Origin of the sequence: Candidatus Syntrophosphaera thermopropionivorans, from assembly GCF_004353895.1 — a bacterium.
GTDB classification, from domain to species: Bacteria; Cloacimonadota; Cloacimonadia; order Cloacimonadales; family Cloacimonadaceae; genus Syntrophosphaera; species Syntrophosphaera thermopropionivorans.
Genome location: NZ_SMOG01000020.1, coordinates 1 through 15,046, shown reverse-complemented (window position 1 = coordinate 15,046; position 15,046 = coordinate 1). Strand labels below are relative to the sequence as shown.

General features: G+C 35.7%; 7 protein-coding genes. 2 read left to right on the top strand and 5 right to left on the bottom strand.

All coding sequences use genetic code 11. The annotated features are described in order from the left end of the window. Positions 1 to 52 precede the first annotated feature (52 nt). Both E0946_RS05765 and E0946_RS05760 read right to left on the bottom strand, forming a co-directional pair. Positions 53 to 301: a CPF_0552 family protein gene (locus tag E0946_RS05765; RefSeq protein WP_133201518.1), complete on the bottom strand. Its 249-nt coding sequence runs from the start codon at positions 299 to 301 to the stop codon at positions 53 to 55. Between the two features lie 61 nt (positions 302 to 362). Then, positions 363 to 2,063, bottom strand: coding sequence for a glutamine--tRNA ligase/YqeY domain fusion protein (locus E0946_RS05760; protein ID WP_133201517.1), 1,701 nt, complete (start codon positions 2,061 to 2,063; stop codon positions 363 to 365). Positions 2,064 to 2,432: 369 nt separating this feature from the next. Here E0946_RS05760 and guaB point away from each other — a divergent pair, with 369 nt between their 5' ends. Together guaB and xerA are read left to right on the top strand one after the other, a co-directional pair. Then, positions 2,433 to 3,893 carry an IMP dehydrogenase gene (gene guaB / locus E0946_RS05755; RefSeq protein WP_133201516.1) on the top strand — a complete coding sequence of 487 codons (1,461 nt, stop codon included), beginning with the start codon at positions 2,433 to 2,435 and terminating at the stop codon, positions 3,891 to 3,893. Then, entirely contained in the window at positions 3,847 to 4,788 is a 942-nt protein-coding gene (gene xerA / locus E0946_RS05750; RefSeq protein WP_133201515.1) for a site-specific tyrosine recombinase/integron integrase, read from the top strand. Before guaB ends, xerA begins: the two co-directional genes overlap by 47 nt. Positions 4,789 to 5,387: 599 nt before the next feature. On the opposite strand, the gene E0946_RS05745 is transcribed toward xerA, so the two are convergent. The 3 genes from E0946_RS05745 to E0946_RS05735 all read right to left on the bottom strand — a co-directional run. Further along, positions 5,388 to 6,890, bottom strand: a complete 1,503-nt coding sequence (locus tag E0946_RS05745; RefSeq protein WP_133201514.1) for a hypothetical protein — start codon at positions 6,888 to 6,890, stop codon at positions 5,388 to 5,390. A 2-nt stretch (positions 6,891 to 6,892) separates the two neighbouring features. Further along, positions 6,893 to 9,688, bottom strand: a complete 2,796-nt coding sequence (locus E0946_RS05740) for a tetratricopeptide repeat protein (RefSeq protein WP_207930829.1) — start codon at positions 9,686 to 9,688, stop codon at positions 6,893 to 6,895. 155 nt (positions 9,689 to 9,843) lie between these two features. Further along, positions 9,844 to 15,046: protein kinase domain-containing protein (locus tag E0946_RS05735; RefSeq protein ID WP_133201512.1), on the bottom strand; the 5,203-nt coding region annotated here is incomplete at its 5' end.

The window sequence follows — 15,046 nt, the reverse complement described above, 5'->3', positions numbered from 1 at the left end:
AACTCTCTCTCGCTTGCAATTATCACGAGAGAGAGTTTTTCTTCTTGATTAATTAAACTTCAATTAACTGAGCTTTTACATAGTCTATAGAATTTAATTCCTGAAGCATATCATTAAGGACTTGAGGTTCCCCTTCTACTTCCAAAACAATTAATCCATCATTAGAGCAAAAGTCATTAGAGACCTCATGCAATCCTAAACGAACCTTGATATTGCATCCATATTTAGTCAGGACACTCTGAACTTTCACTGCTTCAGTGCTACGATGGTCAATCTTGATAAGCATTAGTTTGTAAGTCATAATAACCTCCTGAATTCCTTTTTAGAAAAGATTATTTAATTGTCCATAAAAATTATAATATTCAGACATATCCCATCTTCTTAAGTTGTTTAGTCCAGCTATCCTTAAGAGTGACAATGAGATTAAAAACCAGATTATCAGCAGTGGAATCATAATCTACAGAAAAATATCCCTGACGCAGGAACTGGAACTTTTCTCCAATTGTAACTTCTTTTAACGAAGGCTCAAGTTTGCAATTCTTTAAGACTTTTATGGAATTGGGATTCAGATAATCTCTATAATCTTTACCTTCTTCTATGTCATTGATATTTGGAATAGTAAAGAGATTTTCATAAAGTCTGATTTCAGCATCAAAAGAATGTCTTGCACTAACCCAATGAATAGTGCCTTTCACTTTTCGTGCATCAGGAGTCCAGCCTCCTCTGGAACTGGGATCGTAAGTGCAAATCAGTTCTGTAACATTTCCTGATTCATCTTTTATCACTTCTTTGCAAGTTATATAGTAGGCATGTTTTAAACGAACTTCTGCACCTGGTGAAAGTCTATGCCAGCCCTTTGGAGGATTCTCACTAAAATCATCCTGTTCAATGTAAAGATATTTACAGAAGGGAACCATTCTTATGCCCGCAGATTCATCTTCTGGATTATTGATAGCTTCAAATTCTTCTACCTGGTCTTCAGGATAGTTTTCTATTGTAACTTTTAAAGGATGCAGAACAGCCATCACCCTATTTGCTTTTTTATTAAGGTCTTCTCTCACGCAAAACTGGAGAAGTTCAAAATCCACCAGAGAATCAGCTTTTGCTACTCCTATCCTATCTACAAAATCCCTAATTGCTTCAGGAGTAAAACCTCTTCGGCGCATTCCTGCTAAAGTAGGCATTCTGGGGTCATCCCATCCTCTAACTGTCCCAGATTGAACTAGTTCCAGTAGTTTTCTTTTACTCATTACCGTATAGGAAAGATTTAAGCGAGCAAATTCAATTTGTTGTGGATGACAGGGAACTGGTAACTGGTCCAAAAACCAGTCATAAAGAGGTCTATGATCTTCAAATTCCAGAGTGCAAAGAGAATGCGTGATTCCTTCTATGGCATCTGAGATACAATGAGTGTAATCATACATTGGATATATCACCCATTTATTTCCAGTCCTATGATGCTCTGCTTTTCTAATGCGATAGATAACAGGATCTCGCATATTAACATTGGGAGATGCCATATCTATCTTAGCTCTCAAACAGCGTGAACCTTCTTCAAATTCTCCTGCTTTCATTCTGCGAAAAAGGTCTAAATTTTCCTCTACACTCCGATTGCGATAGGGACTTTCAGTTCCCGGAACCGTTAGAGTGCCACGAGTGGCTCTAATCTCTTCTTGCGATAAATCACAAACATAAGCCTTGCCATCTTTTATAAGCATCTCAGCATATTCATAAAGCTGGTCAAAATAATCGGAAGCGTAAAATAGTTTGTCCTGCCAATCAAAACCTAACCAGTGCACATCTTCCATTATAGATTCCACATATTCCACATCTTCTTTAGTGGGATTAGTGTCATCAAAACGAAGATGACAAACTCCTCCATAATCTCGTGCCAAACCAAAATTAAGACAAATAGACTTGGCATGACCTATATGAAGATAACCATTGGGCTCAGGGGGAAAACGAGTAACTACTTTTTTGCATTTTCCTGATGCAAGATCGTTTTCTATTATAGTCCGGATAAAATTGGAAGGATAGTTTTTTTCATTTTTTTTATCGGGCATATTCCATACCTTTTTATCATTTATTTCATAACATAATTTTGAAAATCTATAGTAAAGTCAAGCTGAATCATTAAGTAGATAGATAGCAATTAGTTATTAAAATGATGATAATACTGGAATTTCTGATAGTTGGGGAAAAGTTGTAAGGTCAATCCTATCTTATAATTAAAGAAAGAGAAGAGGATGGTATTACTTAGATTCTAATTCTTATTGAATATGGTTCAAGTATAACTCAATAATAAAACAATTATACCTTTTTGTGGCGGGATTACCTAATAAGTATGCTTTTTTCTTTGGCTTAGGATTGTCTTATCGCAAAGTGCTTGACATATGAAACTTATATGATTAAAAGGTTAAAAGGAGTTTTATATGAAAGCTAACATTCGTAAAACCTATACTTTTGATGATGTGTTGTTAGTACCTCAATCATCTAATATTTTGCCTTCTTCTGTATCATTGGAAACTAAGATAACCAAAACTATACAACTAAAAATCCCTATCCTTAGTGCAGCTATGGATACGGTCACAGAATATGAGATGGCAATTGCTATGGCTCGGGAAGGAGGTATCGGTATTATTCATAAGAATCTCAGTATTGAAGAGCAAGCGAAGCAGGTGCAATTGGTTAAAAGAGCGGAAAGTGGTGTAATTACCAATCCTTATACCCTTTCACCGAATGATAGACTGACAAAAGTTTGGGAACTGAGAGCTCAATATAAAGTAGGTGGATTTCCAGTAGTGGAAAATGGAAAATTAGTAGGAATTCTGACCAGTAGAGATATTCGCTTTGAAACTGATGGTAAAAAGTTGGTAAAGGATTTAATGACTCCCAGAGAAAAACTTATTACTGCTACGGTAGGAACTTCCAGCGAAGAGTGCATTGCTTTACTACAAAAGCATCGGATAGAAAAGCTTATCCTGGTTAATCCTGATTTTTCTTTAGCAGGAATGTTGACCGTTAGGGATTTATTGAAAAAGATTAATTATCCTAATGCCGTTCAGGATGAGAATAACAGACTTATAGTCGGAGCAGCTATAGGAGTTACAGGAGACTATCTGGAAAGAGCTCAGGAGCTGGTTCATCAGGGTGCTAATCTATTAGTTTTGGATACTGCTCATGCTCATCATTCCAATATGCGTTCTGCTTTGAACAAACTGAAAGCAAATCTAAATATAGAGATAATGGCTGGTAATATTGCTACGGCTAAGGCAGCGGAATATCTGATAGATAGTGGTGCAGATGCTATTAAGATAGGGATCGGTCCTGGTTCTATTTGTACTACAAGGGTTATTGCTGGTATAGGTGTACCTCAATTAAGTGCTATTATGGACTGTGCTGAGGTGGCAGAAAAGGCAGGGATTCCTCTTATTGCTGATGGTGGCATAAAATATTCTGGTGATATAGTTAAAGCTCTGGCAGGAGGAGCAAATGCCGTTATGATTGGTTCTTTACTGGCTGGAACTGATGAAAGTCCTGGTGAAGCAATTATCTATAATGGACGACGCTTTAAAAGCTACCGGGGCATGGGCTCTATTGGAGCAATGAAAAAAGGTAGCAAGGACCGTTATTTCCAGGAAGAACTGGAAGAAAATAAGTTGGTGGCAGAAGGAATTGAAGGAATGGTTCCCTATAAAGGTCCAGTCAGGGAATTTCTCTATCAATTAACTGGAGGTATTAAAGCAGGAATGGGTTATTGTGGTGCAGAAAATTTAGAAGCCCTGAGAAAGAGAGCGGAATTTATTGAAATTACTTCTGCTGGCTTAAGAGAATCTCATCCTCATGATGTCAACATCACCAAAGAATCGCCAAACTATCAGATTAGCGAATGATGATAAGCTCAATGCTGAACTGATAAGTCATCTAAATAGCTTTGTTTATTACCTTACAGTAGAAAAAGGGATGGCTGAAAACAGTGTGGAAAGCTATCGCCGTGATGTAAGAGATTTTTTAGAATATAATCCTAAGCCTCTTTCTGAATACACTGCTCAAGATATTACAGGTTATCTAACTGATTTAATGGAAGCAGGTTTGGTTAATACTTCCGTAGCAAGAAAAAGAGTGGCTTTGAAGCAATTCTTCACTTTTCTGGAAGATAATGGAGAAAATATTCAGGTAGACTTTGCTCAAGTTCCGAAAATTAAGATAGGTCAACATCTTCCTGATTATCTTGATGTGGAAACAATGCTTAAACTTCTGGATGGTTTACCAACTTCTACCCCTCTGGAAAAAAGAAATAAAGTAATGCTGGAATTGCTGTATGCGACTGGAATGCGTATATCTGAATTGCTAAATTTAACCATTCATGATATCAATTTTTCTGAACAGGTTATTCTGGTTAGAGGAAAAGGTTCAAAACAACGCTTTGTTCCTTTTGTAGATAGTGTAGCGGTGTTACTTCAAGAGTACATTAAAGATGTGCGTCCAGTATTACTGAAATTTGAACATACAGATATCCTTTTTCTCAATAATCGCAGCCAAAAACTCTCTCGTATGGGTTTCTGGAAAATCTTGCGTAAAATCACTCAAGAAGCTGGATTAAAACAGGAAATTACACCTCATACTTTCCGTCATTCATTTGCCACTCATTTATTAGAAGCGGGAATTAATCTAAGAATTGTCCAAGCTCTACTTGGACATTCCAGTCTAAATACCACTCAAATTTACACTCATATAAATACCCGTTATTTAGTGGAGACTCACAGAATGTATCATCCGAGAGCCTGAAATATTATAATTTTGGCAATCAATTATAAGCAAATGCAAATAGCGATTTCTTATCTGGCTTTAAACCTTCGTTTAAAACTTTTCTTATGATAAAATTAGATTTTCACCGTTTCAATCTGCATAGGAGTTTTCATAAATAATGGTGGAACGAGGTCTTCCTCGTTTCAAACTCCGCAGGAGTTTTCTTATAGGAGGAATAAGTAACTTTTTTATGAAGAAACGAAATATTTTCATCTCATAAGATGTGTTCTTACTTTTTTCTCGTAGAAATAGAACAATTTATCCACTGGAGTAAAACAGCCCTACGACTTTACCAGACCGGAATAATTCCCACTTCCCTTAAATGTTCATTAATTTTATTAATTATATAATCTTTGCTCTTTCTTGCCTCTAACTTTGCAAAAGAGATAGGAAAGAGCTAAGGGAGAGCTAAGGGAGAGCTAAGAAAGAGCTAAGGAAGAGCTAAGAAAGACTTATAATTTGTATTTCAAATTGGGGAAAAGAAAAGTTATATAAAGACTGAAAAATTAGCCTTATTTTATTTTATCATTGAAGTTATAATATAACATTTACTTAAAACGATTATCAATTATGTGTATTCAGGAAAAGGGTCGATACTTTAGTAAAAGAAATACAGTTCTTCCTGAAGAGGGAAGATTTCCTGGTAATTGATAGGGCGTATTAAGTAGGTTTTGTAATTGAAGAGATAGCAATAAATTCTCTTCAATAGGGTATTGTGCTTCCAAGCTAAGGTCAAAAATGAAGGGGAGATAGTTATGGTCTTCATCATAACGGAAATATTCTTGCTCTAAGGTGGTAATCAGATTCAGATTTTTATATTTTGATTTTATGGATGTATTAGCAGTTAAAAGTGGGGAATAGGATTTTCTTTGCCAGTTCTTATCGGGTAAGAATTCCATATTCAATTTCAGGTTTTGATAACATTTAAGGTCTTTTACATGGAAGGAAAATTCCATTTGAGGTTGATAACTAAACACTTCTTCAAAACGGTAATAAGTTTGACCAGATACAGGATTGGAATAGATAGAAGGGACATTATAGCTGAACTTTATATTTTGTCCAAAGCCAATTTTGTTCCAGAGGCGATTTTCGGGTTTAAAATTAATCCAGTAGAAATTAGAGAGATTCAAAGGACTCATACAAATATAATCTTTTTCTGGCACGATAGTCCAGGGAGTGTTAGATTTTAAATTTGCCAGAGAAAAAGATGTAAGTTCTGCCTTATTCTCAAGTTCCAGCTGTTTTCCCGGACCGGTAATCCAGCGTTTATGTAGATTAATAGAGGGTAAAAGGTGATTAAAATCGGTCATCAGACCAGCTTCAAGAGCAGGATATTTTTCTGGTGTTAAATTTATATGGTATTGAGCTTTGATTCCCCAGGCAGAATCTTGAAACAGGAATAAATTGGAGAAAGTATTATCTTTAAAGGTGAAATCGTTAGAATGGCGGATTCCGAAAGAAAAGTCATCCACAGAATCCTGATTATCTTTTTGATTGAGGTTTTCTACATTAATCCAAGTCTGCACTTGGTTGAGTGATATCTTACCTTTAGTCAGATTTTTAGCAGGAGCAAACAGGGTGTAAGAAATCAAAGAAGAAGAAAAACTATCGGAGGAAGCTTCCTGATACTGAAGATTATGTGCGAATTCAGGTAAAGGATGAAAATCTGATAATGCGCGAAGTTGTAAGTTTTTTAGAGAGCGATTAGTTCCAGGGACAGAAAAATTGCCATCAAAATCTATAAAAGGAAGATGAGAATTATTAGTGAATAAAGCAGCATAGAGGTAAGAAGAAAACTCGCTTTTCATTCCAATATTTAAAGATAGAGGCTGCATTTCTTTATCCGTAATCGCAGGTGGCATATATTTAGCAGTATACACTCTCGGTAAATAAGGTGGGATGGAATCTTTCGGTATCTCAAAATTAAAATTCAAAGGTTTTTTAATTAGAGGTGCTTTAGGTGCCACTTCTGAACTGATTTCCACGGGAGGTAGTTTCTGAGTTTGAGCCACGAGAACCTGTGGTATAATACCAATCAGAAGAATGAGACAGGGTAATAATAGGAATAAAGATTTTTTCATAATCATTGTTTTTCGGTGGATAAAAGTTGTTGCAGATGATTTATCTGTTCTTTTAAAAGGATATTTTGCTCTTCTTGCAGACAGAGTTGAGCTTCTTGCAGTTCATTGAGATTGATTAGAGTAAGGATATAAAAGTAACTGGCATCTCTATAGAGTTCAGGATAATCCTTATACAGAAGTTTAATCTTACGGAAACTACGTAGAGCAGAAGGATAATCTTCTTTTTGATAATAAGTTCTTCCCTGATAAAAGTCACATATAGCACGGACATAAGGTTCAGTTTGTGTCTGTAACAAGGAATCAGCTAAGTTAAAGGTAGCATCGGGGCTAACTTTTTCCCAGAGATATTGTAGATATACAATATAAGCTTGAGGATTGTCATTTATAAAAGGAGTTCCAGCTTTCCAGATTTCCATAAAATCTTTATAATCATCTTTATAGGAAAGCTCCAGCATCTTTAGCCAGGTATCAGCATCAGGTTTTAAAGCGAATGCCTCTCTATATCGTTCCAGTGCAAGTTGGATATTTCCATTTAGTTCAGCCAGTTCAGCCCATTTAATCAGCACTTCCTGACTGGGTGAGGCTTCATAAATTTGCTGTGCCAGACTTTCAGCTTCGGATAAACGATTCAGATTAATAAGAGCTTCCAGCATCAGGAGGTCTATATCACTTATTTGTTTTTGAGGAAGATTGAGACTGGTTTTGAACTTATTAGCTTCTCTTAGTAATTCATTCCAGAGTTCAGATTCTGCGTAGAGCTTAACTAATATATATTCCAGTTCAAATTTGATATATTCACTATGGAAAAGGTCTATCATATCTGCGAGTTCAGCAATTTTATCTGTATCCCTTAGTTTTCTGGCAGAAAGTTCTATACCGGTAAAAACATCTGAGAGGAAAATAAGCTCTTCATCGGTTAGGAAAGTGTTACTTGTAAAATTGCGGATTACTCCCATCCAGTAATCAAGTGCTTCTTCATATTCTCCGAGATTATAATAGATATTAGCCAGGTCACTTAGAGCTTGCAGATAATAATCGGACTCAGGGTACTTATCCAGGAAATTATCATATAACTGTAGGGCTCTATTCCAGTTTTTGCCTTGAGCTGCAGATTTGGCAGCTTGAAGTAAAAATATTTCAGCATTCGGACTGTCCTGGGTAAGTTCAAGAAATAGATTTGTAGCTTCATTGTATCTTTTAAGGTAAAAAAGAGTATAGGCAGAATAGGCTTTAGCTTCATTTTCTTGGACTTTACTGGTGGCAAGATTTTCCGCTTGTCTATAAAGCTTCAAAGCTTGCTCATAATCTTTTTGATTGAAATGAATGGAGGCAAGTAGAATGGATGCTTCAAAATTCTTAGCAGGTTCCAGCACTTGTTCCAGAATCTGCCTGGCTGAGTCATATTTATCCTGATAATAATAGGTTTGAGCTAAACGAAGATATAGGGTAGAATAGTTTTCTGGTGAAGGGGTGATGTTTTTGTACAATTCTTCTGCGGCTTTATAATTTGAAGCTTGATAATATATTTCTGCCAGCTTGAATCGTGCAATATCTATCCATTTAGAATGGGGATATTTCTGAATCAGTTCAGTATAATAACTTTTTGCTTTTTCTGTGTCACCTGTCATAAGAGCACTTTCAGCCAGATAATATATGATGGAATCACAAAATTGTCCTGAGGGATATTTTCGTAAATAGTTATTACAAGTTTCTGCACAGGATTTATAATTATTAAGGTAATACCAGGTTTCTGCACAAAACAGATAATTCAGCTCTCTACTCAAAGGTTCCATAGGATAATTGAAGGCGGCAAGGAAGTTATGTATTGCGTCCTTATAGTTTCCTTTTTCCAGTTGCCATTTTCCGAGTAATTGATAGGCTTCTCCACATTGTGGTCTTTTCTCGTTAATGAATTTATCCAGTTGCTGAAAAGCGAGATTTTTATCCTTGTGAGCAAGAATTTTTAATCTTTCCAGATAGGATAAACAGGCAAGATTGCTATCAGATGACTTAATCAGAGTTTGAAAGAGCGAATCTGCCGCAGAAATGTTTCCTGTTTTGAGATATAAAATAGCATGATAATAATTAGCTAACTCATTGTGAATATTTAAACTATCCAGTAAGGCAGTAGCTTGGACGAGGTCTTCTTGATTTAGAGCTTTGCGAACCTGTAATAATCCCATTTGAGTGGAAGCAGTTGTATAAGGACTAAGTTGGGTTAGATATTCATCAAACTCTTTATAGCGTCCTGAATTTAAAAGATGTTCCAACCATATGCCAAAATAGTCAATAGTTTCAGGTAATTCAGCACTTAAAGAATCCAGTAAAGCTGTCACGGTTGAATCTCGTTCTAAATAAACCAATGTTTGGAAATAGTCAGAAAAGGCAGATTTTTCACCTGAAGCTAATGCTTTGTGTAGTTCTTGTTCTGCAGAAAGCCAGAGTTCTTCTCTGGAATAGATTCTTCCCTTCCATAAATGAGCTTGAGATATATACCAGGGATGAATAGCAGATTTTTCTAAAGAGTTCAGAAGTTGGATTCCTGTCTTATAATCATCCCGATAATAACAACAGATTGCATAATTGAGATAGATATCATTAACGATGTCTGGAGGAAGGTTCTGATTAATTAATTTTTTATATAGTAAGCTACTATTGTGAAAATCTCCTTGTTTTAGAGCTATATTAGCGCTAAGATAATCCAGATATAGAAGATAAGGAGAATCAGGATAGGTTGCTTGGAAAACTGCTATCTCTTTTGCTACTTCATCCAGATAGCCATCAGAATTATAGAACATTTCGACAATAAAGGAGAAATCTTCTTTTTCTTTAAAGGATTGAGAATGTAACGGAACCAACAGAAACAAAACCCCTATAATTATACATATTAGCTTTGTTAATGTTTTAGAGGAATAAGGGTGGTGAAGACAAGACATTAAATTAATATACATAATCATTTAAAGGGTATTATCATAAAGACAGAAGTGCCTTCATTTTCTTTACTTTTGATAATAATTTGACCGTTATGAAGTTCTGCTATTCTCTTAGAAATTGCCAATCCCAAGCCTAATCCACTGCTTCTATATTCCACAGTTCCGCTTTTATGTGCATAGATATCATTTAACTCATAGAACTTACGGTATACATTTTTTAATTGATACTCTGGAATTCCGATTCCATTATCTTTTACATAAATCACTAAACTATCTTGATTGTTGATACGTTCCTGAGGGAAAGCCGATTTCCTGGCACCTATCACAATAGTGCCAAATTCACGCGTGAAACGTACAGCATTAAGGACGACATTATATATCATTCTGTGCAAGGCTTCCCAGTTGCCATTAACTGGAGGTAGACCTTCTTCTATTTCCACTTTGATTTGCATCTTGCGTTGACGAGAAAGGATTAACACTTCCTGTTGCACGAGGTCAATTATCTCTTCTATTTTAATTGGTGATTTTGGAAGTGATTGGGTGATATTATATAGGTTCATAGTAGTTATATCACCAATACTTGTAGCAAGTTTATTTACCGCTGCTTCCAGTTTGGAAATGATTTCTTGACGCTCTTCTTCATCAGAATAAAGCTTCCGTTTTAAACGAGAAACATAACCCTGGATGGCAGTTAAAGGTGTATTCAATTCGTGTGCCACAATTTCCACAAACTCATCCTTACTTTGTTCCAGATTACTAAGTTCATTACTTTTTTCCAGTAGCTCAGCATATTTTTGAGCATTTCTTATGGCATTAGCCACCTGGTCAAGGAATAACTTAATAATATCATCATTTAAATACATTTCACGAGAGCTATCACCATAATTATCAAGATAGAGATAGCCATAGTTTAGGTTATCAACAATGATAGGACAGCAGAAAATGGTCTGTATAGCATAATCCTGAACGCTTATGGCATTTTTAAAGCGGTTATCCAGCTGTGCATTATAAGCCATAATGGGTTCTTGATTGGTCTGACAAAGACTTAGAGCGGTATTACTAATTCCAGCAGTGGAAGTTAATGGTTGTTTGTTTTGGTCCATCTGGACTTTATAGAGATTATTTCCTTCTTCATCTTTACTTATGAAAAAACCACGAGTGCTACCAGTTAGGTCAATAGCAGCGGACACGATTCCAGCTTCCAGTTCGTTCATTTCCAGAATACCCAATAAATCACGAGAAATATTGATAAGCTGATTCATTTTTTCCATTCTTAAGGTAATTTCTTCATAATCATTGATTCTGATGATTAGAGCAGCCAGATGGGTTTTAAGACTACGAGCAATAGTTAATTCTCCTGGAGTGTAGGGCAATTCTCCATTATCACTTAACACCAGAAAACCAATGCGTCGGGTTCCAGATAAAAGAGGGATTATAAGTATATTATGCTGTTGATAACGGAAACGAACCAGATTATCTGAAGTGAAAGACTGTTCTATATAGGGAGAAAATTCAGCAGGAAGCATCATATCTGGATCCCAGTTATAGCTTAAAAAGGCATAATAAGAATTCATTTTTTCAGAGAAAACCATCAGTTTAAATTGCCAAGGTGAAAGCAGTTGAGTTATGCCTTTTTCTACCAAGAACTTCATTTGTTGCACACTGGTCACATTGGAAATAGTAAAGATAAGGTCATTAACCTGATTCCGGATATCTCTTTTTCGGGAAGCAACCATTACTGCATTGAAATATTTAACATTCTTTAAACCAAAGAGGTTCTTCCTTAAAAAGTTTTCTCTGTCATCAGGACTGATATCTGAGGTTATTTTATGCAGATACTGTTTATAATCCTGGAATTCTTTTTCTGCCTGTTTAAGAGCACCTAATTCCACCAGTATCTGAATCTTAATCTGCCACAATTCCACTATTAATTGGTAATATTGACTTTGCTGGCATTCCTCTAAAATCTGAATGGTCTTGCGTAAGATGCTCCGAAGAGGAATAGAAGCATCAGCTAATTTGAGTTTCAATTCCAGAATATCCAGACTTTTTTCCCAGTATTTATATTGATATTCCTGAATAGTAGGTCTGGCATTATTTATTATTTCCTGTGCTTTTACATAGTCTCCCAAGCCATAGTAACACTTAGCCCGGAGAACATTAAAAACTGCCATAGCATAATGGTTATTTATATCGCCAGCAAATTGAGAAGCAAGTTTAAGCTCTTCCAGAGCTTTGTGGTAATCCTTCTCTGAAATAGCCAAAAGACTGAGAACATTATGATAGAATTCCTGTTCTTGAATTAATTCATAATCAATATGGGCATTTTTCTGCAGTAGTTTCTTTAACTTTGAAGGATAGGAAATCTCGCTTAAATAATATAAATAAGTTTTAACCAGGGGATTTATTTCTTGGATAACACCTTCAATCAGTCTGGGTTCATTTTTGCTAATAAATTGATAGTAATGTCCGAAACCCTTGATTTTACTTTTTGCCAGAGCAAGGTTACGAATAACCACATCCTCATATTTTTTAGTCTTGAGTGAGCTTAAAATTTGAGAAGCTTCCATCAATTTTGCTTCTGCTTCTTCAAATTTTCCCATCTTAATCATAGCTTCACCTTGATTAAGTAGAGCTCTTCCTTGAGCAAGATGGTCACCTCTTTTTATGGCAAAATCCAGAGCTTTTTGAGAATGATTAAGTCCCGAAACGGTGAATCCTTGTTTTAAATGTAAATCTGCGATATTATTATGAATGCGGGTTAAATATCTATCTACCCTATATTTATTCCAGATATTAAGAGCCTGATTAAAGTGCTCTTCTGCTTCTATAACATTTTTTTGCAGACTGTAAAATTCACCCAATTCATTATGCAATAAAGCAAGATTAATCATAACCTCTAAATCCTGTTCAGGTGGCAATTGAGCAAGAAAATCCTCTATAGTGCTAATGGCAAGGTCTCTTTGGCTCCGATGAAAGAGATATAAAGCAAATAAATTGGTGTAAGTAATTTTTAATGCTAAATCCATCTCCAGATTAGTTGCGCGGTCCAGAAACTTTTTCATTCTAAGCGGGTCTTTTTCCATATAGCACTGAGCCTGATGTAAAATTGCAGTAACCTTTTGAGTAGGAGTTCGAGCCAATTTTTCTGCCTTAATAAAATAGCGGTAAGCATTGGTGGTATTATCAGAAAGTAGTTTTATTGTCCCCAGTAAAAGATATTTTTCATAGGAATCAGGGATATTGTTGGCTGCTTCCTCAATAAAATCCAGTCCTTGAAGATTTCCGGTAATCTCTATCATCTTATGAGTTTCCGCAAGGTCGGTTAACAGTTCTTCAGCAGCAAGTTCCATATCAGGATTGAGGTCAATTTGTAGAACCTGAATGATAGTTTTTTGCGCTTCTTCTTGCAGATAATTTTCCTTTAACAATTGGAAGAGATTCAAAAGCCATTTTCGTTCACCAACTTTATCCTGAGCAATTTGAGCATTATGGATAATACCTTCACAAGTGGTTATATCATTAACTTTCTTTTTTTCATAATACTTGAGAACTCTTAAGGAAACCAGCTTGTGAATTCTAAAATCACATTCTTCAAAGAAACGTTCTTTCGCTTCTCTGAAAGTAAAGTAGTAGTATTCTCCACGTTTTTCCAAAAGCTCATTATATTTACTTTCATTCAGCAGGTTATAAAGCTCTTCATCTTTAACTTTGCAAATATAGCGAATTAATTCTATTGAGATAGGTGTCTGAACCACTGAAAGCTTCTGAAGATGTTTATAGTTAACCTCAGTTAGATGACTCATTCGGTAATAGATAGAATGCAAAAGACGGCTTGGAAGAACATAATTATCCAGATTTTCCGGATAAATTAATTTTCCTTCATAACGAATCTGTTTCTTTAAAGCAAGATCTATATGTATCTCTCTAATGAAATAAGGATTTCCAGCAGAACGTTCGTAGATTATATCACAAAATTTTTGGGAAACTTCAGGAGATAATAACTTATGAATATATGCTGTTGCTTCTTCGGGTGTAAACATTGGTACATTGATGAGCACCGTATGTTTAATTTGCTTGACCTTATTAAAATCAGTTGAGCTCATAACAATCAGGATGGGATACTGAGCTACAGTAGGGGAAAGGTAATTGATAAAATCTATGGTATTATGATGCAAATATTGAATATCTCGCACGATAAAGATAATGGGTTTTCTTTGTGCCAGTTCAATTAAAACATCGCGGCAAAATTCAAAATCAGCTCTCAGTTCATCTTTTGTAGGGGTTATTTCTTTAGCTGCCTGCTCCGACATAAAAACATAGCGTCTCAATTGTTCAGTCATTGTAGGCATTGATTTGTAGCGTTCTATTTCTTCCGGACTCAGAGATTGCAGATATTCTTTTATTAAAGCAAAGAAAGCTTCATGGTCAGTACGAGTGCAAGTGTAATCAAAGATGAAATAAGACCCTTTAAGAATATTATAACGGAATAAGGAAAGTATACTTGCCTTTCCGATGCCTTCTCCTCCAACTAAAGAGATAATTTTACCATTTGAATGCTCTAATTGCGGAAGATAATCCAGCAACTGATTAACAATCTTTTCTTGCACCGTATAGCTGTTGAATTTAATAGAATTGATGAGAGACCAAGATTCTGAGAAAGGATATTTTTTACCTAAGGTACGATTGATATAACTGATTATTTCAGCACTACTCTGAAAACGGTTTTCGGGATTGCGTTCCAGCATCCGCAAACAGAGTTTTTCCAGATGCAGTGGTATATGAGGATTCAGTTCTGAAGGAAAAATAGGTATAAAGTATTGTCTACTACCGCTACGGATAGCATTTATCTGTTCAAGAGTGAAAGGAAAATTTCCTGTTATTATCTTATAAAGTATCACTCCAAGTGAGTAGAAATCGCTGGCAGGGGTGGCTGGTTTTCCTTGATATATCTCTGGCGCTATATAAGGTAGTGTTCCCGAGACCGTTTGTGATTCTTTATCCAGGTCCCAGCGAGAAAAACCATAGTCTATAACTTTCACTTCTATCTGATTATTGCTTGTTCGGTAAAGAACATTTTCCAGTTTGAGGTCTCTGTGCAGGATATTTTGAGTGTGTAAAGCATCTAAAGCATAGCAGATTTGAACTATGATATCGTATAGCGCATTGACCTTACTCTTGTTAAAGTGGAAACTATTCAAGGTGATGCCATCAAAGAAGACA

Coding starts and splice junctions, on each gene's coding strand:
- E0946_RS05765 (WP_133201518.1), bottom strand. CDS start 301: ATGACTTACAAACTAATGCTTATCAAGATTGACCATCGTAGCACTGAA.
- E0946_RS05745 (WP_133201514.1), bottom strand. CDS start 6,890: ATGAAAAAATCTTTATTCCTATTATTACCCTGTCTCATTCTTCTGATT.
- xerA (WP_133201515.1), top strand. CDS start 3,847: ATGTCAACATCACCAAAGAATCGCCAAACTATCAGATTAGCGAATGAT.
- guaB (WP_133201516.1), top strand. CDS start 2,433: ATGAAAGCTAACATTCGTAAAACCTATACTTTTGATGATGTGTTGTTA.
- E0946_RS05740 (WP_207930829.1), bottom strand. CDS start 9,688: ATGTTCTATAATTCTGATGGCTATCTGGATGAAGTAGCAAAAGAGATA.
- E0946_RS05760 (WP_133201517.1), bottom strand. CDS start 2,063: ATGCCCGATAAAAAAAATGAAAAAAACTATCCTTCCAATTTTATCCGG.